Source organism: Microbacterium sp. GCS4, assembly GCF_001262495.1.
Classification (GTDB): domain Bacteria; phylum Actinomycetota; class Actinomycetes; order Actinomycetales; family Microbacteriaceae; genus Microbacterium.
In genome coordinates, this window is the sequence record NZ_LGYE01000001.1 from 1,246,638 (window position 1) to 1,270,861 (window position 24,224).

The 24,224-nt window shown below is 68.5% G+C and carries 28 protein-coding genes and 2 pseudogenes; 11 read left to right on the top strand and 19 right to left on the bottom strand.

Annotated features, from left to right (window positions below):
* Positions 1–108: 108 nt before the first annotated feature.
* From ccsB to AKH00_RS06085, 7 genes and pseudogenes are all read right to left on the bottom strand, one after another.
* Complete coding sequence (ccsB, locus tag AKH00_RS06055) at positions 109–1,101, bottom strand: c-type cytochrome biogenesis protein CcsB (protein WP_050721733.1); 993 nt, start codon at positions 1,099–1,101, stop codon at positions 109–111.
* A 307-nt stretch (positions 1,102–1,408) separates the two neighbouring features.
* Positions 1,409–3,190: pseudogene (gene resB / locus AKH00_RS06060) on the bottom strand (cytochrome c biogenesis protein ResB); the annotation flags it as partial.
* Positions 3,171–3,941: a cytochrome c biogenesis CcdA family protein gene (locus AKH00_RS06065; protein WP_050721734.1), complete on the bottom strand. Its 771-nt coding sequence runs from the start codon at positions 3,939–3,941 to the stop codon at positions 3,171–3,173. The gene AKH00_RS06065 and the pseudogene resB, both read right to left, overlap by 20 nt.
* A gap of 16 nt (positions 3,942–3,957) precedes the next feature.
* Positions 3,958–4,608, bottom strand: a complete 651-nt coding sequence (locus AKH00_RS06070) for a TlpA family protein disulfide reductase (protein ID WP_082297430.1) — start codon at positions 4,606–4,608, stop codon at positions 3,958–3,960.
* A gap of 50 nt (positions 4,609–4,658) precedes the next feature.
* Positions 4,659–5,603 carry a PDR/VanB family oxidoreductase gene (locus AKH00_RS06075; RefSeq protein ID WP_050721735.1) on the bottom strand — a complete coding sequence of 315 codons (945 nt, stop codon included), beginning with the start codon at positions 5,601–5,603 and terminating at the stop codon, positions 4,659–4,661.
* Positions 5,604–6,230 carry an MSMEG_1061 family FMN-dependent PPOX-type flavoprotein gene (locus tag AKH00_RS06080; RefSeq protein WP_082297432.1) on the bottom strand — a complete coding sequence of 209 codons (627 nt, stop codon included), beginning with the start codon at positions 6,228–6,230 and terminating at the stop codon, positions 5,604–5,606. It abuts the gene before it with no gap.
* Between the two features lie 113 nt (positions 6,231–6,343).
* Positions 6,344–6,748: a MerR family transcriptional regulator gene (locus tag AKH00_RS06085; RefSeq protein ID WP_050721736.1), complete on the bottom strand. Its 405-nt coding sequence runs from the start codon at positions 6,746–6,748 to the stop codon at positions 6,344–6,346.
* Between the two features lie 54 nt (positions 6,749–6,802).
* Here AKH00_RS06085 and AKH00_RS06090 point away from each other — a divergent pair, with 54 nt between their 5' ends.
* Complete coding sequence (locus AKH00_RS06090) at positions 6,803–7,708, top strand: NAD(P)/FAD-dependent oxidoreductase (RefSeq protein WP_050721737.1); 906 nt, start codon at positions 6,803–6,805, stop codon at positions 7,706–7,708.
* Positions 7,709–7,790: 82 nt separating this feature from the next.
* On the opposite strand, the gene AKH00_RS06095 is transcribed toward AKH00_RS06090, so the two are convergent.
* Together AKH00_RS06095 and AKH00_RS06100 are read right to left on the bottom strand one after the other, a co-directional pair.
* A complete protein-coding gene (locus tag AKH00_RS06095) occupies positions 7,791–8,420 on the bottom strand; it encodes a histidine phosphatase family protein (RefSeq protein WP_050721738.1) in 630 nt (209 codons plus the stop codon).
* 1 nt (position 8,421) lies between these two features.
* On the bottom strand, positions 8,422–8,796 hold the full coding sequence (locus AKH00_RS06100; protein WP_050721739.1) for a DUF5684 domain-containing protein: 375 nt from the start codon (positions 8,794–8,796) through the stop codon (positions 8,422–8,424).
* Positions 8,797–8,914: 118 nt separating this feature from the next.
* Here AKH00_RS06100 and aspS point away from each other — a divergent pair, with 118 nt between their 5' ends.
* Entirely contained in the window at positions 8,915–10,696 is a 1,782-nt protein-coding gene (aspS, locus tag AKH00_RS06105; RefSeq protein ID WP_050721740.1) for an aspartate--tRNA ligase, read from the top strand.
* A 130-nt stretch (positions 10,697–10,826) separates the two neighbouring features.
* Here the strand turns inward: aspS and AKH00_RS06110 are convergent, their stop codons facing one another.
* Positions 10,827–11,654, bottom strand: a complete 828-nt coding sequence (locus tag AKH00_RS06110) for a sulfite exporter TauE/SafE family protein (protein WP_050721741.1) — start codon at positions 11,652–11,654, stop codon at positions 10,827–10,829.
* 239 nt (positions 11,655–11,893) lie between these two features.
* Here AKH00_RS06110 and AKH00_RS06115 point away from each other — a divergent pair, with 239 nt between their 5' ends.
* From AKH00_RS06115 to AKH00_RS06140, 7 genes and pseudogenes are all read left to right on the top strand, one after another.
* Positions 11,894–13,036, top strand: a complete 1,143-nt coding sequence (locus AKH00_RS06115; protein ID WP_050721742.1) for an ABC transporter substrate-binding protein — start codon at positions 11,894–11,896, stop codon at positions 13,034–13,036.
* Positions 13,033–13,983, top strand: coding sequence for an ABC transporter permease (locus AKH00_RS06120; protein WP_442922368.1), 951 nt, complete (start codon positions 13,033–13,035; stop codon positions 13,981–13,983). Before AKH00_RS06115 ends, AKH00_RS06120 begins: the two co-directional genes overlap by 4 nt.
* Entirely contained in the window at positions 13,980–14,774 is a 795-nt protein-coding gene (locus AKH00_RS06125; RefSeq protein ID WP_050721744.1) for an ABC transporter permease, read from the top strand. Before AKH00_RS06120 ends, AKH00_RS06125 begins: the two co-directional genes overlap by 4 nt.
* Positions 14,771–15,850 (top strand): ABC transporter ATP-binding protein, encoded by a 1,080-nt coding sequence (locus tag AKH00_RS06130; protein ID WP_050721745.1) that lies wholly within the window; start codon positions 14,771–14,773, stop codon positions 15,848–15,850. The genes AKH00_RS06125 and AKH00_RS06130 overlap by 4 nt, the downstream gene beginning before the upstream one ends.
* Positions 15,851–15,975: 125 nt before the next feature.
* A pseudogene (locus tag AKH00_RS18445) lies at positions 15,976–16,134 on the top strand (MerR family DNA-binding transcriptional regulator); the annotation flags it as partial.
* A gap of 36 nt (positions 16,135–16,170) precedes the next feature.
* The gene (locus AKH00_RS06135; RefSeq protein WP_050721746.1) at positions 16,171–17,007 is read left to right on the top strand and encodes an STAS-like domain-containing protein; all 837 of its coding nucleotides are present in this window, start codon (positions 16,171–16,173) and stop codon (positions 17,005–17,007) included.
* An 85-nt stretch (positions 17,008–17,092) separates the two neighbouring features.
* Positions 17,093–17,272: a YegP family protein gene (locus AKH00_RS06140; protein WP_050721747.1), complete on the top strand. Its 180-nt coding sequence runs from the start codon at positions 17,093–17,095 to the stop codon at positions 17,270–17,272.
* A 136-nt stretch (positions 17,273–17,408) separates the two neighbouring features.
* On the opposite strand, the gene AKH00_RS06145 is transcribed toward AKH00_RS06140, so the two are convergent.
* The 9 genes from AKH00_RS06145 to AKH00_RS06180 all read right to left on the bottom strand — a co-directional run bounded on the left by AKH00_RS06145 (position 17,409) and on the right by AKH00_RS06180 (position 22,345).
* The gene (locus AKH00_RS06145) at positions 17,409–18,164 is read right to left on the bottom strand and encodes an amino acid ABC transporter ATP-binding protein (RefSeq protein ID WP_050721748.1); all 756 of its coding nucleotides are present in this window, start codon (positions 18,162–18,164) and stop codon (positions 17,409–17,411) included.
* Positions 18,161–18,958, bottom strand: coding sequence for an amino acid ABC transporter permease (locus AKH00_RS06150; RefSeq protein WP_050721749.1), 798 nt, complete (start codon positions 18,956–18,958; stop codon positions 18,161–18,163). Before AKH00_RS06150 ends, AKH00_RS06145 begins: the two co-directional genes overlap by 4 nt.
* A 36-nt stretch (positions 18,959–18,994) precedes the next feature.
* The gene (locus tag AKH00_RS06155; RefSeq protein WP_050721750.1) at positions 18,995–19,810 is read right to left on the bottom strand and encodes a transporter substrate-binding domain-containing protein; all 816 of its coding nucleotides are present in this window, start codon (positions 19,808–19,810) and stop codon (positions 18,995–18,997) included.
* Between the two features lie 136 nt (positions 19,811–19,946).
* Positions 19,947–20,249 carry a Dabb family protein gene (locus AKH00_RS06160; protein WP_050721751.1) on the bottom strand — a complete coding sequence of 101 codons (303 nt, stop codon included), beginning with the start codon at positions 20,247–20,249 and terminating at the stop codon, positions 19,947–19,949.
* The gene (locus AKH00_RS06165) at positions 20,246–20,509 is read right to left on the bottom strand and encodes a glutaredoxin family protein (RefSeq protein WP_050721752.1); all 264 of its coding nucleotides are present in this window, start codon (positions 20,507–20,509) and stop codon (positions 20,246–20,248) included. The genes AKH00_RS06160 and AKH00_RS06165 overlap by 4 nt, the downstream gene beginning before the upstream one ends.
* Positions 20,506–20,808: a rhodanese-like domain-containing protein gene (locus tag AKH00_RS06170; RefSeq protein ID WP_050721753.1), complete on the bottom strand. Its 303-nt coding sequence runs from the start codon at positions 20,806–20,808 to the stop codon at positions 20,506–20,508. Before AKH00_RS06170 ends, AKH00_RS06165 begins: the two co-directional genes overlap by 4 nt.
* Positions 20,809–20,889: 81 nt before the next feature.
* On the bottom strand, positions 20,890–20,988 hold the full coding sequence (locus AKH00_RS17600; protein WP_003792170.1) for a 30S ribosomal protein bS22: 99 nt from the start codon (positions 20,986–20,988) through the stop codon (positions 20,890–20,892).
* 137 nt (positions 20,989–21,125) lie between these two features.
* Positions 21,126–21,317 carry a helix-turn-helix domain-containing protein gene (locus AKH00_RS06175; RefSeq protein WP_050721754.1) on the bottom strand — a complete coding sequence of 64 codons (192 nt, stop codon included), beginning with the start codon at positions 21,315–21,317 and terminating at the stop codon, positions 21,126–21,128.
* Between the two features lie 95 nt (positions 21,318–21,412).
* Entirely contained in the window at positions 21,413–22,345 is a 933-nt protein-coding gene (locus AKH00_RS06180) for a TetR/AcrR family transcriptional regulator (RefSeq protein ID WP_050721755.1), read from the bottom strand.
* Positions 22,346–22,461: 116 nt separating this feature from the next.
* On the opposite strand from AKH00_RS06180, the gene AKH00_RS06185 reads away from it, so the two are divergent.
* Both AKH00_RS06185 and AKH00_RS06190 read left to right on the top strand, forming a co-directional pair.
* The gene (locus tag AKH00_RS06185; RefSeq protein ID WP_050721756.1) at positions 22,462–23,352 is read left to right on the top strand and encodes an ATP-binding cassette domain-containing protein; all 891 of its coding nucleotides are present in this window, start codon (positions 22,462–22,464) and stop codon (positions 23,350–23,352) included.
* The gene (locus AKH00_RS06190; RefSeq protein ID WP_050721757.1) at positions 23,349–24,161 is read left to right on the top strand and encodes an ABC transporter permease; all 813 of its coding nucleotides are present in this window, start codon (positions 23,349–23,351) and stop codon (positions 24,159–24,161) included. Before AKH00_RS06185 ends, AKH00_RS06190 begins: the two co-directional genes overlap by 4 nt.
* Positions 24,162–24,224 lie beyond the last annotated feature (63 nt).

Below are 24,224 nucleotides of genomic sequence, written 5' to 3' on the forward strand. Positions count from 1 at the left end.
CCCTCCCCCGAGCACTGTTTCGGAGCCGACACACGACACGCCGCGTATCCGACGGGATGCGCGGCGTGTCGGGTGCGAACTCCGAAGCTGTGCCCGGAGCGGGTCGGCTCAGCTCAGGCCGGAGTAGGCGTGCAGACCCTTGAAGAAGACGTTCACGATCGTGAAGTTGAAGATGACGGCCGAGAAGCCCACGATCGACAGCCATGCCGAGGGGTTGCCCCGCCAGCCGCGTGTGGCCCTGGCGTGGATGTACCCGGCGTACAGCACCCAGATCACGAACGTCCAGGTCTCCTTGACGTCGAAGCCCCAGAAGCGGCTCCACGCGTAGTAGGCCCAGATCGACCCGGCGATGAGCGTGAACGTCCAGAGGATGAAGCCGATGATCGTGAACCGGTAGGCCATGCTCTCGAGGCGGTCCGCCCCCGGGAAGGTGCGCAGGAACCCGGGTCCGGTCTTCTCCGCGCCCTCGGCGATCAGCCGCTCGCGCCGCGCCTGCATGAGCTGGATGACCGACAGCGAGAAGGCCAGCGCGAAGAACGCCGTGCCGAGCGAGGCGACGAAGACGTGGATCACGAGCCACACGCTCTTGAGCGGGTCCATGAGCGGCGAGACCTCGACGTAGAAGTTCGTCGCGGCGAGGCCGAGCAGGATCACCACGAGACCCGTGATGAACGTGCCGAGGAAGCGCAGATCGAGCTTGATGAGCACGGCCAGGAACACCGCCACGATCAGCAGCGTGCCGGTCATCGCGAACTCGTAGAGGTTCGCCCACGGGACGCGTCCGGCCGCGAAGCCGCGGGTCAGGGTCGCCGCGAGGTGGAACACGAAGGCGAGGATCGTGAGCGATGTGCCGATACGAGCCATGACGAACCGCTTGGGGGTGCTGTCGGAGCCGGATGCTGTCGACTCGGCCTTCGCGGTACCCGTGGCTGAGCCGCCTCCCGCGCCGGCACCGACGAGCTCGAACTCCCGCACGCTCGCCGCATCGGCCGTGAGCTGCGATCGGCGCGCGAGGTCGAAGGCGTAGGCCACGAAGGCCGCCGCGTAGATCGCGATCGCCGTCCACAGCAGGACGGGAGAGATCACTTCGAGTTCGAACATGATGTCAGTCTACTTTCGGGGTATCGGATGCGGGGGCGTCGTCCGCCCCGGTCGTTGAGCGGCTGGAGTCGGACGAAACGCCCTCCGGCCCCTCGGCTCCGGTCGTTGAGCGAGCGGAGCGAGACGAAACGCCCTCCGCACCCTCGGATCCGGTCGTCGAGCGGCTGGAGTCGGACGACACGCCCCCCGCACCCTCGGCCCCGGTCGTTGAGCGAGCGGAGCGAGACGAAACGCCCTCCGCACCCTCGGATCCGCTCGTCGAGCGGCTGGAGTCGGACGACACGCCCCCCGCACCCTCGGCCCCGGTCGTTGAGCGAGCGGAGCGAGACGAAACGCCCTCCGCACCCTCGTCGTCCGTCTCGGGAACCGCGGTCGTGACGCCGGCCGCGTCGAGCAGGCGCGCGTGTCCGGCGACGAGGTCGTCCACCGCGAGCGCGAGCGTCGGGTCCTCGCCGCGAGCGAGCCCCGCGTACTCCAGCGCGACCGCGCCGTCGCGCGGCGTGGCCTTGACCCACACGCGCCGCCGCGGCACGAACAGCGCGAGCATGAGGCCGCCGAGGGCGAGCAGGGCGAAGCCGAGCACCCACGGGCCCGAGGCGTCACGGTGGATCTGCAGCGAGGCGAAGCGCTTGACCGACTGCGAGGCGTCGGTCGCGCCGTCCGGCGACTCGTCCTCGAACGTGACGGTGCCGAGGCCGTTCGGCAGATCTGCGGTCTCGCCCGGCGCGAGTTCGATCGACTCCAGATCGGTGCCGCGGCCGGTGACCTTGGTCATCCCGTCGGTGTCGAGCACGTACACCGAGCGCGGCACGCCGTCGTCGATGCCGAGGTCGCCCGAGTACACGTCGAGAGTGAGCGTCGGGTTGGTGAGATCCGGGTACGCCGAGAAGAACGCGCCGGTGTCGAGCACACCGGTGGTCGGGTAGAAGAAGCCGACGAGGCCGATCTGCTCCGCGAGCCCGTCCGGGATCTTGATGACGCCCAGCGAGGTCATGTTGTTGTCCTGCGGCAGGAACGGGGTGCTGTTCGTGAACACGACGTCGCCGTCGGCGTTGCGCACCGTGATGGTGGGTGCGTAGCCGTTGCCGAGCAGGAAGACGTTGTCGTCGGCGACCGCGAGCGGCTCGTTCACCTTGACGGCGCCCGTGCGATCCTCGCCGTTCTCCTGCACGGTGACGTTCGCCGAGAAGTTCCCGGCCTGGCCGGAGCCCGGCTCCCCGAACGGCTGATAGCTCACGTCGAAGCTGTCGAGGCGCATCGAGTACGGGGCGAGGGCGCCATCGCCGACGAACCGTCCGCGGTTCATCGAGTCGTAGTCGAGCAGCGTGTTCGCGAAGGTCTCCCCTTCGACGAGCACACGCTGGCCGGTATAGGCGAACCCGCCGCCGACACCGATCGTGATGAGCACGCCCACGAGAGCGAGGTGGAACAGCAGGTTGCCCGTCTCGCGCCAGTAGCCGCGCTCCGCGGAGACCGACGACGACCGCTTGTCGTCGTACCGCTCGACGCGGTAGCCCAGAGCCTTGAGCTGCTTCTGAGCGACGTCGATCGTCGCGGCGGCGTCTGCCGCGGCATCCGTCGATGTGCGCTCGACCGCGCGGAAGTCCGCGAGGCGCTTCAGCCGGGCCGGGGTGCGGGGCGGCCGAGCACGGAGCGCCTTCGCGTGGTGTTTGATGCGCGGGATCACGCAGCCCACGAGCGACGTGAACAGCAGCAGGTAGATCGCCGAGAACCACGGCGACAGGTACACGTCGAACATCTTCAGGCCGTCGAGCACCGGGAAGAGGTCGGGGTTGTCGCGCTGCCACTGCGTGACGCCGTTCGGGTCGGCCATGCGCTGCGGGAAGATCGAGCCGGGGATCGCCGCGATCGCCAGCACCAGCAGCAGGATCAGCGCGGTGCGCATCGAGGTCAGCTGACGCCAGCCCCAGCGCAACCAGCCCACGAACCCGAGGCGCGGCTGGGTGATCGAGTCGTCGCTGCCGTCGACGTGGTCGGACGGGCGGAGCGGGTCGCTGGACCGGTCGTCTTTGGTGCTCACGGAGTCCTTCCGGTGCGTCGGCTTCTGATCAGAGCGGGAGGAGGACACTGCCCATCACCGCCGTCAGTCGAGACATGATGTCGGTCCACAGGCCGGTCACCATCAGCACGCCCAGCAGGATCAGCAGCACACCGCCGATGATGTTGACGATGCGGATGTGTCGGCGGAGGAACCCGATCGCTTTCGTCGCCCACCCGAAGCCGAGCGCGACGAGCAGGAACGGGATGCCGAGGCCCAGCGAGTACGCGAGGCCGAGGAATCCGGCGCGCACCGGGTCGCCTGCGTTGAACGACAGGGCGAAGATCGCGGTCAGCGTGGGGCCGAGGCACGGTGCCCACCCGATGCCGAGGGCGATGCCGAGGAGCGGAGCGCCGATGACGCCGTACTTCGAGTCGACGTGGAAGCGGAGCTCGCGCTGGGCGAAGCCGAAGAGTCCGAGGAATACCAGGCCCATGAGGATGATCACGGCGCCGAGGATCCGGGTGATCAGCTCACCCCACTCGATCAGGAACACGTTCGCGACGCCGCCGAGCGCGGTGATCGCGACGAACACGATGCTGAAGCCGAGGATGAAGAGCAGGACTCCCAGCACGAGGCGCCCCCGACCGGGGGTCGTCGACGCGGCAGCATCCGCCGTCCCCGATCCACCGCGCGGGGTGACCGCGCCCCCGAGGAAGCCGAGGTAGCCGGGCACGAGCGGGAGCACGCAGGGCGACAGGAACGAGACGAGACCCGCGAGCATCGCGACGGGAACCGCGAGCCACAGGGCACCCGAGTAGATGACGGCTTCGGGGTTCACGGCGTCCCCGCCGGACTCACGAGTCCTCCGCCAGCGCGTCCTTGACGAGCGTCGAGAGGATGGAGGTGCCGTCGATCGGGCCGATGATCTTCGCGGCGACGCGTCCCTGCTTGTCGAGCACGAGCGTGGTGGGCGTCGCCTGGATCGGCACGGCCGACGCGAATGCGAGCTTCGCCTCGGCGGTGTCGACGTCGATCAGGCTCGGATACGTGACGCCGAACTCGGCGGAGAACGCCTTGGCGGTGTCGGGCTGGTCGCGGGTGTTGATGCCGACGAAAGCGACGTCGTCTCCGCCCTGCTCCTGCCACACGGTCTCGAGGTCCTTCGCCTCGAGACGGCAGGGGGCGCAGCCGGCGTACCAGAAGTTCACGACCGTGACCTTGTCGGCGATGTCGGCGCTGTCGAAGTCCTCGCCGTCCTCGGTGACGCCGCCGAACACGACGGGCTCGCCGCGCTCGGCGACCGGGATCTCGACGATGGCTCCGTCGGCCGCCACGTAGCCGGTGTTGTCGCCGCTGAGGAACGAGTCGCTGACCGCATCGGGCGCGCAGGCGCTCAAGCCGATGGCGAGCACCGCGGCGAGCGCGGCACCGACCGCACGGCGAGAGCGCCGGATGCGGGAGGGGCGGCCGCTGCGGATCGGACTGTCCGTCGAGGCGAGTGGCACGATTCCCAGTTTACGCGCGGGTTCCTATGCGTAGGCCGGACAGGAGTGACTCACGCGTCGACGACGAGCTGCGGGCTGATCGACCGCGAGACGCAGGGATAGATCGTCGATGACTCCTCGTCGGCGGTGAGGGAATCGCGGTGCTCGGGTTGCCCGTCGAGCACGCTCAGCGCGCAGGACCCGCAGATGCCGCGCAGACAGGAGCCCTGCACGTCGACCCCGGAGTCTCTCAGGGCGTCGAGCATCGACCGCTTCTCCGGCACCGTCACCGTGATGCGCGATCGGCTGCAGATCACGGTGAACTCCTCGTTGGGCCGATTCTTCCGCGGCTTGGGCTCGAACCGCTCGATGTGGATGCTGCCGCCGCTGGGCAGTTCATCGTCGAGCGCACTGAGTGCCTCGATGAAACCCTGCGGGCCGCAGGCGTAGATCGCGGTGCCCGGCGCGGTGTCGGAGACGAGGCGGGCGAGGTCGAGCCGGCCGTCTTCAGCGCTCGCGTGCGTGGTGATCCGGTCACCGAGGGCGTCGAGGTCTGCCGCGAAGGCGACATCGTCGGGGCGACGCACGAGGTACACCATCCGCCAGTCTGCCCCCTCGGCTGCGAGATGCCGCGCCATGGCGAGGATGGGGGTTATGCCGATCCCTGCGGCGACGAGCAGGTACGACGAGGCATCATCCAGGGCGAACAGGTTGCGGGGAGGCCGCACCCACACGCGGCTTCCCACACGGAGGAACGAGTGGATGTAGTGCGAGCCCCCGCGCGAGGCCGGCTCGCGCAGCACCGCGATCCGATAGCCCGCCACATCGGCGGGATCCCCGCACAGCGAGTACTGCCGTTCGTGCCGTGTGATCAGCTGCACGTCGACGTGTGCGCCCGGCACCCACGGCGGAAGCGGCGACCCGTCCGGCGACTCGAGGCGCACGCTCACGATCGAGGGGGTCTCCCGCACGATCTCGCTGACGACGAGGGGCATCATGCCTTCGCGAGAGCGCATTCAGTACAGCACCTTGTAGGCACCGGCCATCGCGCCATCGATCGCGTCTCCGACGGAGGGGTCGAAGCCCGAGGTGCTCGCCCAGATCTGCCCAGACGTCGGCACCTCATCGGCGAGGTCCTGCATCTCGGGGTCCCACAGGCCGGCTCGCAGCAGGGCTCGTCCGCAATGCAGATACACCTGCTCCGTGCGCACGACGATGGCGAGGTCTGGCACGGAGTGGTCCTGCTCGAGCATCGCCAGCAGGGACGGGTCGTCCGTCACGGTGGCGGTGCCGTTGATGCGGAGAGTCTCGGTCATCCCCGGGACGAAGCACAGCAGTCCCACGTGGCCGTTGTCGAGGATGTTCGTCATCGAGTCGGCGATCTTGTTGCCGAGCCGATCCGGGATCACCAGTGTCCGCCGGTCGAGGGCGCGCACGAATCCGGGGTAGTCGCCCCGCGGCGAGCAGTCGCAGGTGCCTGCGGCATCCGACGTCGACAGGCAGCAGAACGGCGAGTGCGCGAGGAACGTCAGGCAGTTGTCGTCGAGGTGGTCGATGATCTTCTGCACCGTGGGAGGCTCGACGTCTCCCAGGGTCGCACGCATGCCGCTGAGGTCGACGGGCCGGAACTCTCGAACGTCCATCTCTCCACGCTAGACGCGACTGCCGACGACGTCTGCGTCGCATCGACACAGGCATCGGGGTGGAGACTATGCCCCGAGCACAGAGGACGGCGAGACCACGGACGATGGGCTGCTCACAAGCGCGCCAGGACGTCGTCGACGCCCGCACGGAACCGCGGGCACGTCGCGATGTCATGCGCGCGACACCGCAGGGCGTGCTCGGTCATCTCGCGCGAGCGCCGCATCTCCTCCATGCGCCGGTCGATGTCCCGCAGGTGCCCCTCGAGCACCTCATGCCGCCCCCGGGCACTGTCGTCGAGCAGCACGGCGATCTGATCGAGGGTCATACCCGCGGCCTTGCTGCGCTGGATCACGGCGATGCGCACGACCTCGTCCTCGCCGTAGCGACGCCGACCGCCGCTGTCGCGCGGCGGCGTAAGCAGACCGACGGACTCCCAGTGACGCAGAACGTTCGTGGGCAGGTCGAACCGCTCCGCGACCTCGCCGACGGACCACGGATGCTCGGCGTTTGACTTCATGTCAACATGAAGTCACACACTGGTCGGGAACGCAACTCCCCGAGAGGACATCCCATGTACGACGCGATCGTGATCGGCGGCGGCCCCGCCGGACTCCAGGCGGCCCTGACGCTGGGCCGGATGCACCGGTCGACCCTGCTGCTCGACTCCGGCCAGTACCGCAACGGCACCGTGCAGCACATGCACAACGTCATCGCGAACGACGGCACGCCGCCCGCCGAGTTCCGCGCCACGGCCCGCGCACAGCTCTCCGAGTACGCCGACGTCGAGATCCGCGACGCCGAGGCACAGGCGCTCGGCGGGGTCGCGGGCGACTTCGTCGTGTCGCTGCCCGGAGGCGCCTCGGCATCCGCCCGCACCGTGATCCTCGCGACGGGCGTCGCCGACGAGCTGCCCCCGGTCGAGGGACTCGCCGAGCTGTGGGGGCAGGGCGCCTACGCGTGCCCCTTCTGCGACGGCCACGAACATGCCGGAAAGCCGATCGCGATCCTCGGAGGAGCCGCCAGAGCGGAGCACCTGATCTCCCTGCTCGGGCGCATCGTCGGCAAGATCACGGTGGTGCCGGTGGGCGAGTCCTACACGGACGAGGAGGTCGCCGCGCTCGAGGCCCGCGGGGTGCGGGTCAGTCGCACGCTGGTGGAGTCTGTGGGCCGCGCGGGCGACGATGTCGTGGTGCGCACCGCGGATGCCGAGCACGAGGTCGCCGGGATCTTCGTCGCCTCCGGCACGATGCGTCAGCGTGCGCCGTTCGCCGAGCAGCTCGGCCTCGGGATGCTCGAGTCCGGCGCGATCGAGATCGACGACTTCGGTCGCACGAGCGTCCCCGGCGTCTACGCGGCGGGCGACCTCGCGCACCGGGCGTCTCTGCCCGGGCCGATGGCCGCGGTGATGATGGCCGCGACAGCCGGGCAGCTCGCCGCCGTCGGAGTCATCCAGTCCCTGATCGCCGCCGACCACTGACCGTCTATTTCTGCCGAACGGCACGAATGGAGGGTCCATCTGTGCCGTTCGGCAGAAATAGACGGTCTGTTGAGAGTGGGGGTCAGACCGCGCCGACGTCGACGGCGCCTCCGGTCGCGGCCGGTTCGGCGTAGGCGACCTCGCGCCACACGTCCCCCACGCGCTCGAACGATGTCACGCTCGACAGGGCACAGCGGCGTGTGCGGGGGTCGTGCCGCAGCGGCAGACCGGCCACCCGCAGGTGCGTGATCCAGATCGGCGCCTGGTGCGACACCATGACGACGTCGCCGCCGTCCGCGGCATCCCACGCCTCACCCATGATGCCGAGCATCCGCTCCGCGATCGATGTGTACGGCTCGCCCCAACTCGGCAGCGAGGGCTGCCGCAGGTGCCACCAGTTGAGGGGATTCATCAGCGACCGCTTCATCTGCGTGCCCTCGAACACGTTCGTCGGCTCGATCAGCCGCAGATCCAGCTCCGGCACGAGGCCGAAGCGCTCGGTGAACGGCTCGGCCGATTCCTGCGTGCGTTCGAGCGGTGAGGCGTACAGCGCGGCCACCGGGCGATCGAGCTCCGCGACGTGATCCGCGGCGGCCGCGGCCATCGCGCGACCGGCACGGCTCAGGTGGTAGTCCGGCAGACGCCCGTAGAGGACGCGCGCCGGGTTGTGCACCTCGCCGTGTCGGACGAGGTGCAGCCTCGTTGCAGGCACCTCAGGCCTTGCTGTACCGCGACTCGCCGAAGCCGAGGATCAGGTAGCCGATGTACGGGAAGAGGAACAGCAGGAAGAACGAGAAGACGCCGCCCTTGCCGAAGCGCTCGCCGAGCTTGAACGCGACGATGATCCCGAGGATCCAGCCGACGACCGGGACCAGGTAGAGCAGCGCCCACCAGCCCGACATCCCGGCGATCTTCACGAGGAACACGACGTTCACGATCGGGATGATCGCGAGGATGCCGGGGTACCCGGCCTTCGTGAAGACCTTCCAGAGCCCGATCACGACGAGAACGTAGAAGACGAAGGCGATGAGCCCGGTGGTGCCCGAGAAGATCGAGGCGTAGAGGTCGGAGATGCCGTTGGAGTCCATGTGTGCGCCCTTTCGTCGATGCCGATCATACTGACCGATATGCCACCGGCCGGGCTCCCGCCGCGCGCCCCCGTAGAATGGGCGGGTTCACCATCTCCCAGATCAGGAGGAATCCTCCGTGCTTCGCACTCACTCCGCCGGCTCCCTGCGAGCCGAGCACATCGGCCAGACCGTCACCCTCACGGGGTGGGTGGATCGCCGTCGTGATCACGGAGGAGTCGCGTTCATCGATCTGCGGGACGCATCGGGCATCGCCCAGGTCGTGATCCGCGACGAGGAGATCGCGCACCCGCTGCGCAACGAGTTCGTGCTCCAGGTGACCGGCGAGGTCTCTCGTCGCCCCGACGGCAACGAGAACCCGAACCTGCCCACGGGCGAGATCGAGGTCATCGCGTCGGATGTCGTGGTGCTGAACGAGTCCGCTCCCCTGCCGTTCCAGGTGTCGACCGCGCTCGCCGAGACCGAGACCGTCGGCGAGGAGGCGCGCCTCAAGTACCGCTACCTCGACCTGCGTCGCCCTCAGGCGGCATCCGCTCTGCGTCTGCGCTCCGACGTGTACAAGTCGATCCGCGACGTGATGCACACCGAGGACTTCACCGAAGTCGAGACGCCGACCCTCACCCGGTCGACCCCCGAGGGCGCTCGCGACTTCGTCGTGCCCGCGCGCCTGCACCCGGGCAGCTGGTACGCGCTCCCCCAGTCGCCGCAGCTGTTCAAGCAGCTGCTCATGGTCGGCGGCGTGGAGAAGTACTTCCAGATCGCCCGCTGCTACCGCGACGAGGACTTCCGCGCCGACCGTCAGCCGGAGTTCACGCAGCTCGACATCGAGATGAGCTTCGTCGACCAGGAGGACGTCATCGCGCTCATGGAGCGCCTCGTCGTCGCGATGTGGAAGACGATCGGCGTCGAGGTGCAGACCCCGCTGCCGCGCATGACCTACGCCGAGGCGATGGCCAAGTACGGCTCCGACAAGCCCGACCTGCGCTTCGGCCTCGAGCTCGTCGAGGCGACCGAGTACTTCGCGGAGACGCCCTTCCGGGTCTTCCAGGCCGAGTACGTCGGTGCGGTGCGCATGCCCGGCGGCGCGAGCCAGCCCCGCAAGCAGCTCGACGCCTGGCAGGACTGGGCCAAGCAGCGCGGAGCCCGCGGCCTCGCCTACGTCCTGTTCAACGAGGACGGAACGCTCGGCGGCCCCGCGGCCAAGAACCTGTCCGAGTCCGAGCAGGCCGGTCTCGCGGAGTTCGTCGGCGCGGAGGCAGGAGACTGCGTGTTCTTCGCCGCAGGTTCGGCCAAGGAGAGCCGCGCGCTGCTCGGCGCCGCGCGCGTCGAGATCGGCCGTCGCCTCGGCTACCTGAACCCGGACGAGTTCGCGTTCACCTGGGTCGTCGACGCCCCGATGTTCGAGCCGGCGGCGGATGCTGTCGCCTCGGGCGACGTGGCCGTCGGAGCGGGCGCCTGGACGGCCGTGCACCACGCGTTCACCGGACCGAAGCCCGAGTTCGAGGCGACGTTCGACACCGACCCCGGCTCCGCCCTCGCCTACGCGTACGACATCGTGTGCAACGGCTCGGAGCTCGGTGGCGGCTCGATCCGCATCCACCGCGAAGACATCCAGAAGCGTGTCTTCGAGGTCATGGGCATCAGCGACGAGGTGGCCGAGGAGCAGTTCGGCTTCCTGCTCGAGGCGTTCAAGTTCGGCGCCCCGCCGCACGGCGGGATCGCGCTCGGCATGGACCGCGTGCTGCAGCACCTGTCGAAGACCGAGTCGATCCGCGAGGTCATCGCGTTCCCGAAGTCCGGCAACGGCTTCGACCCGCTGACCGCAGCTCCCGCGCCCATCACGGCCGCGCAGCGCGCCGAGGCCGGCGTGGACTTCGAACCCGAGGACGACGAGGCCTGACCTCAGCACCCTTCCCCTCGGTCGTTGAGCGAGCGGAGCGAGACGAAACGCGGTGAGACGTCCTGTGCGACTCACCGCGTTTCGTCTCGTCGCTGCGCTCCTCGCTCAACGACCAGGGATCGCCGTCGTGTCAGCGCACTGCGGCGAGCGCCGGCGCGATGTTCTCGTTCCACACGTCGACGCCGAGCTTCGCGATGAGCGCGACCACCACGAGCAGGAACACCACGCGGATGAACGTCGCCCCGCGCGAGATCGCCATGCGCGAGCCGAGGTAGCTGCCTGCGACGTTCGCGACCGCGAGGATGCCGCCGAGCAGCCACAGCACGGCGCCGTGCGGGATGAACAGCAGCAAGGCGCCGGCGTTGGTCGCGAGGTTGACGATCTTGGCCTTGGCGCTCGCCTGCAGGAAGTCGTAGCCGAGCAGCGCGACGAGCGAGATCACGAGGAACGTGCCCGTCCCCGGCCCGATCAGGCCGTCGTAGAAGCCGATCACGAGGCCGGCGACCCCGGCGGTGATGTAGTGCTTGTGGCCGGAGAACCGCAGCTTCGTCGCGGCGCCCATCTGCGGGCGGAATGCGGTGAACAGCGCGACCGCGAGCAGCGCCACGACGATGATGGGCTTGAACGCGGCGGCGGGCAGCACCGTCGCGACGGCCGCGCCGCCGAAGGATCCTACGAGCGCGATCGCCGCCATGGGCAACGCCGTGCGGATGTCGGGTTTCGCCCGTCGGTAATACGTCACACTGCTCGTGGCCGTGCCGAACACCGAGGCGAGCTTGTTCGTGGCGAGCGCCTGGATCGGCGAGATCCCCGGGATCAGAAGCAGCGCGGGCAGCTGCAGGAGCCCTCCCCCGCCGACGACAGCGTCGATCCACCCGGCGGCGAACGCCGCGACGACGACGAGGATCAGCGTGCCCCAGGTGAGCTGCTCGAGTCCGAGCACACTGCCGATGTCCATCCCTCCAGGATGTCAGACCGCGGGGCTCCGGCTGCGACGCCAGCCGCGATGAGTGGCGACGCCGCGCATCCTGCATCCCTGCGCACACCTGTCCTGATGACCGAGGGAGGTGATCCGATTCGGCCACGATCCGGACACCGACCGTTCACCCACCCCCGCACGATCGGCAACTTCGGAGCCGTAGTTTCCTCTCGCAACCCGAATACCGGCACACAGCGCCGGACACCGAGAGGACACCCATGTCTCGCATCATCCGCCGCGCGCGCATCGGCGCCGGCATCGCCCTGGTCACCACGGCCGCCCTCGCCCTGACCGCCTGCTCCGGCGCGGCCGACGCATCGTCCGGCTCCGGCGAGGGTTCCGTCGACGCCGCGACCGCCACCTCCGTCGAGGACTTCGGCACGTTCGCCGACCTCGAGGCCGCCGCCAAGGCCGAGGGCCAGCTCAACGTCATCGCCCTGCCCCGCGACTGGGCGAACTACGGCGAGATCATCGACCTGTTCATGGAGAAGTACCCGGAGATCACGGTCAACGAGGCGTCGCCCGACGTCTCCAGCGCCGAGGAGATCCAGGCCGCCGAGACCAACAAGGGCCTCGACACCGCTCCCGACGTGTTCGACCTCGGCCTGACGGTCGCGCTGCAGAACACCGACCACTTCGCGCCGTACAAGGTGCAGACGTGGGACGACATCCCCGACGCGCTCAAGGAGTCCACCGGACTCTTCGTCGGCGACTACGGCGGGTACATGTCGATCGGCTACGACTCCTCGAAGTTCCCGGCCCCCGAGTCGCTGCAGGACCTCCTGGGCGCCGACTACAAGGGCGCCGTCGCGATCAACGGCGACCCGACGCAGGCAGGTGCGGCCTTCGCGGCCGTGGGCCTCGCGACGGTCCAGTCCGACGGCACGCTCGACGACTACCAGCCGGGCATCGACTTCTTCTCCGAGCTCCAGAAGGCCGGCAACCTCCTCAAGGTCGACGTGACCACCGCGACCATCGCGAGCGGCGAGACCCCGGTCGTGTTCGACTGGGACTACCTGAACGCCACGCACGTCGCCGACAACAAGGACTGGAAGGTCGTCGTGTTCGACGGCACCGGTTACGCCGGCTACTACAACCAGGCCGTGAACGTCGACGCGCCGCACCCGGCCGCCGCCCGTCTGTGGCAGGAGTTCCTCTACAGCGACGAGGTGCAGAACCTCTGGCTCGCCGGCGGAGCCCGCCCGGCGCGCATGGACGCCATGACCGAGGCCGGCACGATCGACGCCGACCTGGCCGCAGCCCTGCCCGAGGTCCCTGCCGAGACGGTCGTCCCGACCGAGGAGCAGTCGACGAACGCCGGCACGCTGCTCGGTGAGAAGTGGGCAGCGGCGGTCCAGTGACCACTGCCATCGCAGCGGGGGCGGATGCTGCGGCATCCGCCCCCGTCCCCTCCGCTCCGCACAGCGCGGGGCCTGCGACGTCGTCGCGGGCCCCGCGCTCGGCGCCGTCCGCGGCCTGGCTGGGACTCGTCCCCTTCGCCGCCTACGTGCTGCTGTTCCTCGCCGTGCCGACCGTCCTCGCCATCGGCTCCGGGTTCTTCACGAAGGACGGCGACTTCACCTGGACGAACGTGTCGGCCCTCGGCGACCCCGTGGTGCTCACGACGTTCGCCAACTCGGCATGGCTGTCGCTCCTGACGGCCGTGGTCGGCGCGATCGTCGGCGCCCTCGTCTGCTACGCCCTGCTCGGCATGAACCCCGAGGGCGCCGTGCGCTCGACGGTGGATGCCGCGGCCGGCGTGCTCGCGCAGTTCGGCGGCGTCATGCTCGCCTTCGCGTTCATCGCGACGATCGGCATCCAGGGCGTCCTGAAGCTCTTCCTGCAGGACGCGTTCGGGATCAACATCTACGAGAACGGCACGTGGCTCTACGAGCTGGCCGGCCTGATCCTCCCGTACATCTACTTCCAGATCCCGCTCATGGTCATCACGTTCATGCCGGCGCTCGCCGCGCTGAAGCCGCAGTGGGCCGAGGCGAACCTCACCCTGGGCGGCACACGGTCCAGCTTCTGGCTGCGCATCGGCATCCCGGTGCTGGCGCCGTCATTCCTCGCGAGCCTGCTGCTGCTGTTCGCGAACGCCTTCTCGTCCTATGCGACCGCCGCCGCGCTCGCGAGCCAGGGATCGCAGATCGTACCTCTGCAGATCCGCACCTCGCTGACCAGCGAGACGGTGCTCGGTCGGGAGAACCTCGCCGGGGCGCTCGCGCTCGGCATGATCGTCATCGTCGGAGTCGTCATGGCCCTCTACTCCCTCATTCAGCGCCGGGCTGCGAGGTGGCAGTCGTGAACCGTCTCGCTCCCTCCGCCGCGACGCGCTGGGTCATCGGCATCCTCGTCGGAGCCTTCTTCGCGATCCCGCTGATCTCGACGTTCCTGTATACGCTGCGTCAGACCGACGGCACGCTCGGCTTCGAGCGCTGGGCGGCTCTGTTCGATCCCGAGAGGTCCGCGGCGATCCGTCCGATCTGGATGGGCCTCGGGAACTCGCTGATCCTCGCGGTCGTGACCGTCGCGATCGTGCTGCTGCTGCTCGCGCCGACCATGATCCTGGTCAACCTCCGTTTCGGCAGGCTCAAGCCCGCGTTCGAGTTCGCGGTGCTGCTTCCGATCTCGATCCCCGCGATCGTGCTCGTGGTCGGGCTCGCGCCGATCTATCTGCAGATCGGTCGTTCGCTCGGCACCGGCACGTGGACGCTCGCGTTCGCGTACGGCATCACCGTGCTGCCGTTCGCGTACCGGTCGATCCAGGCGTCGATCGACGCCGCCGACCTGCGCACGCTGGCTGAGGCCGCCCGCTCGCTCGGTGCCGGCTGGCCGACCGTCGTGCTCAAGGTGCTGGCCCCGAACCTCCGTCAGGGGCTGCTCGCGGCATCCCTCATCTCGATCGCGGTGGTGCTGGGCGAGTACACGATCGCCTCGCTCCTCAACCGCCAGGTGTTCCAGACGGCCATGGTCGTCGTGCAGAAGCAGGACCCCTACGCCCCGGCGATCTTCACGCTGCTGGCGCTGGCGTTCGTCTTCGTCCTGCTCCTCCTCATCGGCCGCGTCGCGCGCGGCACCGGAAAGGCCCGCTCATGACCCTCCCCCAGACCGCCGACAACATCCTGCTCGCCGAGGCCGGCGAGGGCACCCGCGTCCAGCTGCAGAGCATCGTGAAGAGCTACGGCAGCAACACGGTGCTGCACGGCGTCGACCTCGACATCGCCCCGGGCGAGTTCGTGTCGCTGCTCGGTCCCTCCGGCTGCGGCAAGACGACTCTGCTTCGCGTGCTGGCGGGGCTCGAGGACCTCGACAGCGGTGCCGTGCTCCTCGACGGCGGCGACGTGTCGCGCGTTCCCACGAACAAGCGCGACATCGGCATGGTCTTCCAGTCGTACTCGCTGTTCCCGCACCTGCGCGTGGTCGACAACACCGCGTTCGGCCTGCGTCGTCGCGGTGTCGGCAAGGCGGAGGCGACCACGCGGGCGCTCGACGCCCTCGCCCTGGTCGGGCTGGGTGACTTCGCCGACCGCTTCCCCCATCAGCTCTCGGGAGGTCAGCAGCAGCGCGTGGCCCTCGCCCGCGCTCTGGTCACCGAGCCCAAGGTGCTGCTGCTCGACGAGCCGCTGTCGGCGCTCGACGCCAAGGTGCGCGTGCAGCTGCGCGACGAGATCCGCCGCATCCAGCTGCGTCTCGGCATCACCACGGTGTTCGTGACGCACGACCAGGAGGAGGCGCTCGCGGTGTCCGACCGGATCGCGGTCATGAACGCCGGGACCATCGAGCAGATCGGCACGCCCGAGGAGCTGTACACGACGCCGTCGACCGCCGGGGTCGCGGCGTTCGTCGGGCTGTCCAGCGTCGTCTCCGGCGTCGCCGAGGGCGACCACGTCGTCGTATGGGGTCAGCGTCTGCCCCTGCAGGCTCCGGCCGACGGCCCGGTCGACGTGTTCCTGCGCCCCGAGAACGTGCACTTCGCCTCGGAGGCGGATGCCGCGACCGACGCGCTCGTGCAGGAGAGCACGTTCCTCGGCAGCATGCGTCGCACGCTCGTGCGCACCGAGTCGGGAGAGCTCGTGCGCCTGCAGCACTCTCCCGGCATCCATCCCGCCTTCGGCGACCTTGTGCGCATCGCGATCTCGCCCGAGCCCGTGGCGGTGCACCCGCGCGGCTGAACCGGTCGCGGAGGGGGAGGTTCGGTGCGTTGAATCTCCTGTTCCGGGCAGATTCGACGCATCGATATCTCCCAAATCTCCCCATGCGGGTAGATTTCCCGGGGCGCTCGTCCTAAAATCTTCCCATGAGGGCAGATTTTGTCGAAGATTCTCCCCCCGAGACCGTCGGGATCGGTGAAGCCGCTGCGCGCCTCGGCATCCCGGAGAAGACGCTGCGACGCCTTGCGGACAGCGGGGCGTTTCCATCGACACGGACGCCCGGCGGTCATCGCCGATTCGCCACGTCCGATCTCGTCGCAGGTCCGCGATACACGCCCTCGATGACCCCCTCCCTTCTCGACGGACCGGCGGATTGGAGCGGATCCTTCGAGCGGGACGGGTTGGACGAGTCCATCGTCTGGTCCCAGCTCGACGCCGCCCTCGGGCTCGAAGCCTCTGACGCGATCCGACTCATGAACTACGCGTTCACCGAGATGCTGAACAACGCGATAGACCACAGTGAGGGCTCGCGGATCGAAGTCCGCGTGTGGGTGCGGTCGACGCTCCTGGGTTTCTCGATCAGGGACGACGGGGTCGGGGTGTTCGCCCGCCTGCGCACCGGGATCGGACTCGAGAGCGACCTCCAGGCGGCGGCGGAACTCACGAAGGGAAAACGAACGACCTGGCCCGAGCGCCACACCGGCGAAGGCATCTTCTTCACATCCAAAGCGGTCTCCCTGTTCCGACTGTCGGCGAACGGCATCCGATTGACCGTGGACAACCGCCGCGACGACTACGCCCTCGGGGTGGGAGAGGTGCAGCGCGGCACACTCGTGGAGGTCGAGATCGCCGTGCCCCTCGCACGTTCGCTGCGTGACGTGTTCGAGGAGTTCACGGACGAGGACTTGACGTTCTCCCGGAGTCGACCGCGCGTCGAGCTGTTCGGGACCGGGCTCACATTCGTCTCCCGTTCGGAGGCTCGACGCCTGCTCACGGACATGACCGGATTCACCGACATCGACATCGACTTCGCCGGCGTGCAAGACGTGGGGCAGGGGTTCGTCGACGAGCTCCTCCGGGTCTGGCCCTCACAGCATCCGGGAATCACGCTGCACCCGATGAACATGAACGAGGCGGTCTCGTTCATGGTCAGACGGGGTCTGCGCGCGGGATCGTGAAGGCCACTCTTCCGCGGAGCCGATACTCCGGGATACCGTGATCGCGAGGGGTGCCGATCCCTCGAACCGAGAGAGAGGACGCCCCATGGCAGGCAAGTTCGAGTTGTACACCGACCGCTCCGGCGGGTACCGGTTCCGTCTCAAGGCGGGCAACGGCGAGGTCATCGCGACGAGCGAGAGCTACACCTCGAAGTCCGGGGCGCTGAACGGGATCGACTCCGTGCGCCGCAACGCCGCCGACGCCGAGGTCGTCGAGGTCGACTGACCCGGAGGTCGACTGGCCCGGACGTCGACTGACCCGACGCCCCGTCTGAGCGCCGACGCCCCTGCCTGCTGACGTCAGCAGGCAGGGGCGTCGTCACTGCTCAGGGGCGTCGGCGGATGCCACGCCACGTCGAGGCTCAGAGCACGCGCGCGAGGAAGTCCTGGGTACGCGGATGCTGGGGGTTCGCGAGCACCTCACGCGGGTCGCCCTCTTCGACGATGTGCCCGCCGTCCATGAAGATCAGACGCGAGCCGACCTCGCGCGCGAAGCCCATCTCGTGCGTGACGACGAGCATCGTCATGCCCTCGTCCGCGAGCGATCGCATGACCTGGAGCACCTCGCCGACGAGCTCGGGGTCGAGGGCCGAGGTCGGCTCGTCGAACAGCATCATGTCCGGGTTCATGCACAGCGCCCGCGCGATCGCCACGCGCTGCTGCTGCCCGCCCGACAGGTGACCGGGGAATGCACCGGCCTTCTCCGCCAGCCCGACCCGTCCGAGCATCTCGTGCGCGATGCGCTCGGACTCGGCCTTGTTGCGCTTCTTCACGCGTCGCTGGGCGATCGTGAGGTTGTCGAGCACGCTGAGGTGCGGGAACAGGTTGAAGCTCTGGAACACCATGCCGATGCGGGTGCGCACACGGTCGATGTCGACGTCGGGGTCGGTGATGTCGATGCCCTCGATCAGCACCTTGCCGTCGGTCGGCTCCTCGAGCAGGTTCACCGATCGCAGCAGCGTGGACTTGCCGGATCCCGAGGGGCCGATCACGCAGACGACCTCGCCGCCGGTGACGGTCAGGTCGATGCCTTTGAGCACCTCGTTGTCGCCGAAGGACTTGACGAGCCCCTGCACGTCGATCGCGGGGGCATGGACGTCGATCAGATCGGTGGTCATCGTGCACGTCCCATCCGACGCTCCAGCCACGCGCTGAAGCGCGTGAGCGGGATCGTCACGACCAGGTAGAGGATCGCCGCCATGATGAGCGGCGTTCCGTTCGCGTTCTGGGTCGCCGCGTCACGGGCGAAGTTCGTGAGCTCCTTCGACCAGATGAACGTGCCGGCGACGAAGAGCAGCGAGGTGTCCTTCAACAGCAGCACGAACTCGTTGGTCAGCGGCGGGATGATGATGCGGAAGCCCTGCGGCACGACGATCCAGAACGTCGTCTTCATGGGCGACATGCCGAGCGAGCGCGCAGCCTCGGTCTGCCCCTTCGGGACCGCCTGGATGCCGGCGCGGATCGTCTCGGCCATGTACGCCGAGGCGACGAGGATGAGACCGATGAGCCCGAGGACGACCGGGCCGCCGAGCCGGGTGCCGGGGATCCCCAGAGCGATCGGCAGGATGAACGCGATCGCGAAGATCGTGAGGATCGCGGGAAGCCCGCGGAACAGCTCGATCCATGCGGTCGCGATCCACCGGAACGGCCCGATCTCGGACAGCTTCATGAGAGCCAGCAGGATGCCGAGAAGCAGCCCGCCCGCGAACGCCACCGCCGTGAACCACAGGGTGTTCACCAGGGCCGTGGTGAAGATGCCCGGAAGCATCTTCACCGCGACCTCGGGGTTGAAGAAGAGCTGCGAGATCCGTGCCCAGTCCGTGCTGACCGCAGCCCAGACGGCGATCGCGATCAGCAGGACGTAGACGGTGTACCGATAGATCTTGCTCTTGGTGGTGCGCCTCAACGCCATTGTCAAGGTCCTCCCGATCCCTTGCCTACCCTCGGATCAGTTCGCGGTGAAGTAGGTGTCGTAGATCTTCTGGTAGTCGCCGCTGTCGCGCAGTTCGGTCAGAGCCCCGTTGACCGCGTCCAGCAGATCCTTCTTCTCACCCTTGGCGAAGGCGAAGCCGTAGGACTCGTCGGTGTTGTACTCCTCGACGATCTTGTAGGCGCTGTCGGCCTTCTCGTGCTCGAGGTTCACCGGCTGGTCCTGCAGGATCGCGTCGATCTGGCCGGCCTGCATCGCGGGCCACAGCTCGCCGTCCGAGGGGTACTGCACGACCTGGGCGCCGGTCGCGTTCGCGTTGGCGTAGGCCTCACCCGTGGTGCCCTGCTGCACGCCGACGTTCTTGCCGCTCAGGTCGTCGATCGACTCGATACCGGAGTCGGTGCGGACCAGCAGCGACTGCAGCGAGTCGTAATACGGGTCGGAGAAGTCGAGGTTCGCCTTGCGCTCGTCCGTGATGGTGATCGCGGAGGCGCCGATGTCGCAGGTGCCAGCGGCCAGCGTGGTTCCCGACTGCAGGGCCTCGAAGCCCACGTCCTGCACGGAGAGCTCGAGGTCGAGCTTCTTGGCGATCGCGTCGAGGAGGTCGATATCGAAACCGGTGTAGCCGGTGCCGTTGTCGCCGCCCTCGAACTCGAACGGCGCGTAGGGGATGTCGGAGCAGACCGTCAGCGCCCCCGCCTCGACGAGGCCGTAGGGGTCGTCCGCCGCGTCGTCGCCGCCGCCGGATCCGCCGCTGCCACCCGCACAGCCGGCGAGGGCGAGGGTGGCGGTCGCCGCGAGGGCGATCCCGGCGATGATGTTGCGACGCTGCATGTCAGCTCCTGAGGGGACGAGGGCCTGGCGCCCACGGACGGGTAGGAGAACATCTAAACACGCGCGACCCGGCCACACAGAACGAGGACGGGCCTCGGCCGGTTACATTTGTGTTGCGAAGAGTGACGCCCTCGGATCAGAGCTCGACGTCCACGGCCACACGGCCCGACACGACGGATCGCACGTACGCGACGACCTCCTCGTGGGCCGGGTGCACCTGGTACTGCTCCAACTCGTCGATCGACGCGAAGTCTGCGACCAGCGTCACATCCCAGTTCGTGTCGGGGTACGCGTCATTCGCGCCGGCCCAGATCGACTGAATCTGCGGCACGACGCCGTCGAGCGCGTTCAGCCGGCGCACGACCTCGGCAGCCTGCTCGGCGCGGACAGCCGGATCTTCCGCGGCGATCTTCCACGACACGACATGACGGATGCTCATCGCACAGCCTCCTCGAGGGCCTGACGCAGTCGATCGGGCGAGACGCGCCAGTGCGCGTGCAACTCGCCGTCGATCAGGATGACGGGGATCTTCTCCCACCACAGCTCGTAGAGCGCCGGGTCGTCGGCGATCGACGCCTCGACGATCTCGATGCGTTCGGCCGCGGCATCCGGAAGTTCGGCGACGACGGCGTCGACGATCTCGGAGGCGACGTCGCACAGATGGCAGTCGGGCTTGCCGATCAGCGTCAGCGTGGTCACGCCGACGGCACCTCGACGTCGCGTCCCTGCGCGATCCACTCGCCCGTGCCGCCCTCGACGTTGGTGGCGTCGTAGCCCCGCGCCTCGAGTGCCTCGACCACTCGGGCCGAGCGTCCCCCGGCCTGGCAGATGACGTCGAAGGACTCCGCCGGGAGCTCCTCCAGGCGGTTGCCGATCTCGGACATCGGGATGTTCACGGCGCCGGGGACGTGCCCCGCGGCGAACTCGTGCGCCTCACGGACGTCGATGAGCGGCGTGCTCGACCGCTCTGCGAGTTCGGTGACGGTGATCGACTTCATGGAAAGCTCCTCGACGACGGGGACGACCGGGGCAGAGACACGAAGCGCCCGTCCGGAGACAGGCGCTCAGTGTCTGGCCGCTTACTTCTTGTTGCGGCGCTGGTGGCGAGTCTTACGAAGCAGCTTGCGGTGCTTCTTCTTCGCCATGCGCTTGCGGCGCTTCTTGATGACAGAACCCACGGAAACCTCACTAAGTCAGGGGCTGGGCGTCGCACGGTGACGGACACCCGGGTACGGGCACGGAAAAATGCCTCGGATCAGTCTAGCAAACCGAACGGCCCGTCCTGTCACCTCGACGCGGACGGCGCGGAACGGTGTCACCCCACGTCGGAGATCGGTCGCTGCAGCGCGTCCGTGACAGCGGACTCCGGCACACGGAAACTCCGTCCGAAGCGGATGGCTGGCAGCTCCCCAGCGTGCACCATCCGATACACGGTCATCTTGGACACGCGCATCAACTCGGCGACCTCGGCCACCGTCAGGAACCGGACATCAGGAACTTCGGGCATCCCACGTACCCCTTTCTAGGATGTGCACACTCTATGTGCTGGCTGGGACGCGTGTAAACCCGTGTGACTCCTGTGATCTGGGAACGAGTGCGCGATCAGGAGGACCGCTGAGCGCGCGCGAGTCGCTCGCCAGCGTCTCGCAACGCTTGGCGCTCGGCTCTGCGCGCATCTCGGAGCGCCTTCTCCGCCTCCCGGACCGCCTTCTGCGCGTCCTTGACCCGACGATCCCCCGCGAACTCCGCCGGATCGACCGCGATCCAGTCCGTCGCCCGTTCGTGCGGCGCGCCACGATCGAGCGCGTCCATGTACGCGGAGACGCCGTCGAGCACGCGCTCCATCGCGAACCGGAACGGGTCAGCGGGCGAAGTGAAGACGCCGTCGTCGATCGCCGCGCGGAGCGCGGGGAACTCCTCAGCGGTGATCACGCGGTCGTACAGCTCCGCCTCGCGCACGGCGACCTGATCGGGCGACAGCCCGCTCCCCCGCGACTGCTCGGTGTATCCGGCCTGCACGATGCCGCACCATCGCGCCGATCCCGTGACCGCGAGCGCCACGGCCATGCGCTCGTCGACAGTGAGGGGAGTGCCCTCCAGTGCGGACAGGGAGGCATCCAGCCACGCCGAGCTGTTCGGAGTGATCGGCGACCCGTTGATCGGCAGCGACAGCATCCAGGGATGCCGCTGGTACAGCAGCACCTGCTCCGCGTACAGCGCGAGGAGCGTCTCCCGCCATCCCTCGAGAGCGCGCGTGGCCTCCGGAGGAACACCTGTCGCATGCTCCTGCATGAGCAGCAGGAGGTCATCCTTCGCGCTCACGTAGCGGTACAGCGACATCGGCGTGAATCCGAGCGCGGAGGCGACGGCGGCCATGGAGACCGCGCCGATCCCATCGGCATCCGCGAGGTCGACCGCCGCCTCGACGATCCGCTCCACGCTCATCTCGCGCTTGGGCCCGCGTTGGGGGTTCGCAGCGACGCCCCACGCGAGCGCGATGCCTCGCGGCAGCTCCGGCGGCTCGTTCTCGACCATCTCCTCATCCTAGGTCTGTATATCGCGTAAACAGTGTGTTATGTTCATACACAATTGCGTTGCCCATACACAGTTTACGTCGCACACGCGAGCGGCGTGAAGAAAGGAACGAGCCGATGAACCCAGCAGTCGAGGTACGCGGCCTGCACAAGCGCTTCGGACGAAATGCGGTCGTATCGGGGCTCGACATCACGGTCGAACGCGGCGAGGTGTTCGCCCTGCTCGGTCCGAACGGCGCCGGGAAGACGACCACGATCAACATCCTCACCACCCTCCTGGACGCCGACTCCGGCACCGCGGCGGTCGCCGGGTTCGACACCCGCACGCAGCGCGTCGAGGTGCAACGACGCATCAGCCTGACCGGACAATCGGCCGCCGTCGACGACGCCCTCACCGCCACCGAGAACGTCATGATGTTCGCGCGTCTCGCCGGGCTCCATCGCTCAGCCGCGATGCGGCGGACCACCGAACTCGTCGCCCGCTTCGACCTCGCGGATGCCGCGGATCGGCCGGTCCGGACCTATTCCGGCGGCATGCGTCGACGCCTCGACCTGGCACTGAGCTTCGTCGTCGACCCCGAGGTGCTCTTTCTCGACGAGCCCACCACGGGCCTCGACACCCGCAGCCGTCGCGACCTGTGGGACATCATCCGCTCGCTCGCCGCCTCCGGGACGACCGTGTTCCTCACGACGCAGTACCTCGAAGAGGCCGACCAGCTCGCCGACCGCATCGCGGTGCTGCACGACGGACGCATCGCCGCGATCGGCACCCCCGCGGCACTGAAGTCGCGGATCGGCGGAGACACCGTCGAACTGCACGACGCCCACGGCGAGCTCCTGCGCGAGATCCCCACGGACGGGAGCATCGCGGGCCTGCGGCGAGCGCTCGACCGACTCGTCGAGCACGAGCACGAGCACGAGGGCACCACCGTGACCCTGCGGCGCCCCAGCCTGGACGACGTCTTCCTCGCCCTCACCGACACGACACCCCTCAAGGAGAACGCATGAACGTCACGCTCACGGCATCCGCGTCGTCCGCCGTCGCGGCCCGCCCGCGCCTGCGCGGATTCACCGCCGAATCCGTCTTCGTCGGTCGCAGCCTGCGCCGTTCGCTGCGCGACGGCGAATCGCTGCTCATGGCCATCCTGCTGCCCGTCATGCTCATGCTCATGTTCACGTGGGTCTTCGGCGGGGCGATCGACCCGTCCGGCGGCTACGTCGACTACGTCGTGCCCGGGATCATCCTCACCTGCGCGGGCTTCGGGGCGTCGTCCACAGCGCTGTACGTCGCGAGCGACATGCAGAACGGCATCATCGACCGCTTCCGGACCATGCCGATCCGCGCCAGCGCCGTGCTCACGGGTCATGTCGTCGCGAGCCTCGTGCGCAACCTCGTCGCGACCGGGATCGTGATCGGAGTGGGGGTGCTCGTCGGGTTCCGTCCCGAGGCGACGCTCGGCGGATGGATCGCCCTCGCCGGCCTGATCGCGCTGTACATCCTCGCGATCACGTACCTCTTCGCCGCGATCGGACTCGCGGCCGGCAGCCCCGAGGGTGCGAACGGGTACGGATTCATCCTGCTCTTCCTCCCCTATCTGTCGAGCGCCTTCGTGCCGGTCGCGAGCATGCCCGGCTGGCTGCAGCCGGTCGCTGTGCATCAGCCGATCACACCGATAGTCGACACGATCCGGGGTCTGCTGACCGGCGCGCCCCTGGAGGCGCAGCCGTGGTGGGCCGTCGGCTGGTGCCTCGTGATCCTCCTGATCGCGGTCGCCTGGGGGTCGTGGCTGTTCCGACGAAAGGCCGCGCGCCGCTGACCCGTCAGGAACGGAGCTCGCCCTCGGACTCAGCCGGGACATAGCGTCTGCGCCGGATCCGCT

Excerpts from the sequence above, each read along its gene's own strand:
- AKH00_RS06140 (WP_050721747.1), top strand. The coding sequence starts at position 17,093 with ATGGCAGGCAAGTTCGAGTTGTACACCGACCGCTCCGGCGGGTACCGG.
- AKH00_RS06115 (WP_050721742.1), top strand. The coding sequence starts at position 11,894 with ATGTCTCGCATCATCCGCCGCGCGCGCATCGGCGCCGGCATCGCCCTG.
- AKH00_RS06080 (WP_082297432.1), bottom strand. The coding sequence starts at position 6,230 with ATGGACGTTCGAGAGTTCCGGCCCGTCGACCTCAGCGGCATGCGTGCG.
- AKH00_RS06110 (WP_050721741.1), bottom strand. The coding sequence starts at position 11,654 with ATGGACATCGGCAGTGTGCTCGGACTCGAGCAGCTCACCTGGGGCACG.
- AKH00_RS06160 (WP_050721751.1), bottom strand. The coding sequence starts at position 20,249 with ATGAGCATCCGTCATGTCGTGTCGTGGAAGATCGCCGCGGAAGATCCG.
- AKH00_RS06130 (WP_050721745.1), top strand. The coding sequence starts at position 14,771 with ATGACCCTCCCCCAGACCGCCGACAACATCCTGCTCGCCGAGGCCGGC.
- AKH00_RS06090 (WP_050721737.1), top strand. The coding sequence starts at position 6,803 with ATGTACGACGCGATCGTGATCGGCGGCGGCCCCGCCGGACTCCAGGCG.
- AKH00_RS06185 (WP_050721756.1), top strand. The coding sequence starts at position 22,462 with ATGAACCCAGCAGTCGAGGTACGCGGCCTGCACAAGCGCTTCGGACGA.
- AKH00_RS06085 (WP_050721736.1), bottom strand. The coding sequence starts at position 6,748 with ATGAAGTCAAACGCCGAGCATCCGTGGTCCGTCGGCGAGGTCGCGGAG.
- AKH00_RS06175 (WP_050721754.1), bottom strand. The coding sequence starts at position 21,317 with ATGCCCGAAGTTCCTGATGTCCGGTTCCTGACGGTGGCCGAGGTCGCC.
- AKH00_RS06190 (WP_050721757.1), top strand. The coding sequence starts at position 23,349 with ATGAACGTCACGCTCACGGCATCCGCGTCGTCCGCCGTCGCGGCCCGC.
- AKH00_RS06135 (WP_050721746.1), top strand. The coding sequence starts at position 16,171 with ATGACCCCCTCCCTTCTCGACGGACCGGCGGATTGGAGCGGATCCTTC.
- ccsB (WP_050721733.1), bottom strand. The coding sequence starts at position 1,101 with ATGTTCGAACTCGAAGTGATCTCTCCCGTCCTGCTGTGGACGGCGATC.
- AKH00_RS06155 (WP_050721750.1), bottom strand. The coding sequence starts at position 19,810 with ATGCAGCGTCGCAACATCATCGCCGGGATCGCCCTCGCGGCGACCGCC.
- AKH00_RS06170 (WP_050721753.1), bottom strand. The coding sequence starts at position 20,808 with ATGAAGTCGATCACCGTCACCGAACTCGCAGAGCGGTCGAGCACGCCG.
- AKH00_RS06150 (WP_050721749.1), bottom strand. The coding sequence starts at position 18,958 with ATGGCGTTGAGGCGCACCACCAAGAGCAAGATCTATCGGTACACCGTC.
- AKH00_RS06180 (WP_050721755.1), bottom strand. The coding sequence starts at position 22,345 with ATGGTCGAGAACGAGCCGCCGGAGCTGCCGCGAGGCATCGCGCTCGCG.
- AKH00_RS06145 (WP_050721748.1), bottom strand. The coding sequence starts at position 18,164 with ATGACCACCGATCTGATCGACGTCCATGCCCCCGCGATCGACGTGCAG.
- AKH00_RS06100 (WP_050721739.1), bottom strand. The coding sequence starts at position 8,796 with ATGGACTCCAACGGCATCTCCGACCTCTACGCCTCGATCTTCTCGGGC.
- AKH00_RS06075 (WP_050721735.1), bottom strand. The coding sequence starts at position 5,603 with ATGCGCTCTCGCGAAGGCATGATGCCCCTCGTCGTCAGCGAGATCGTG.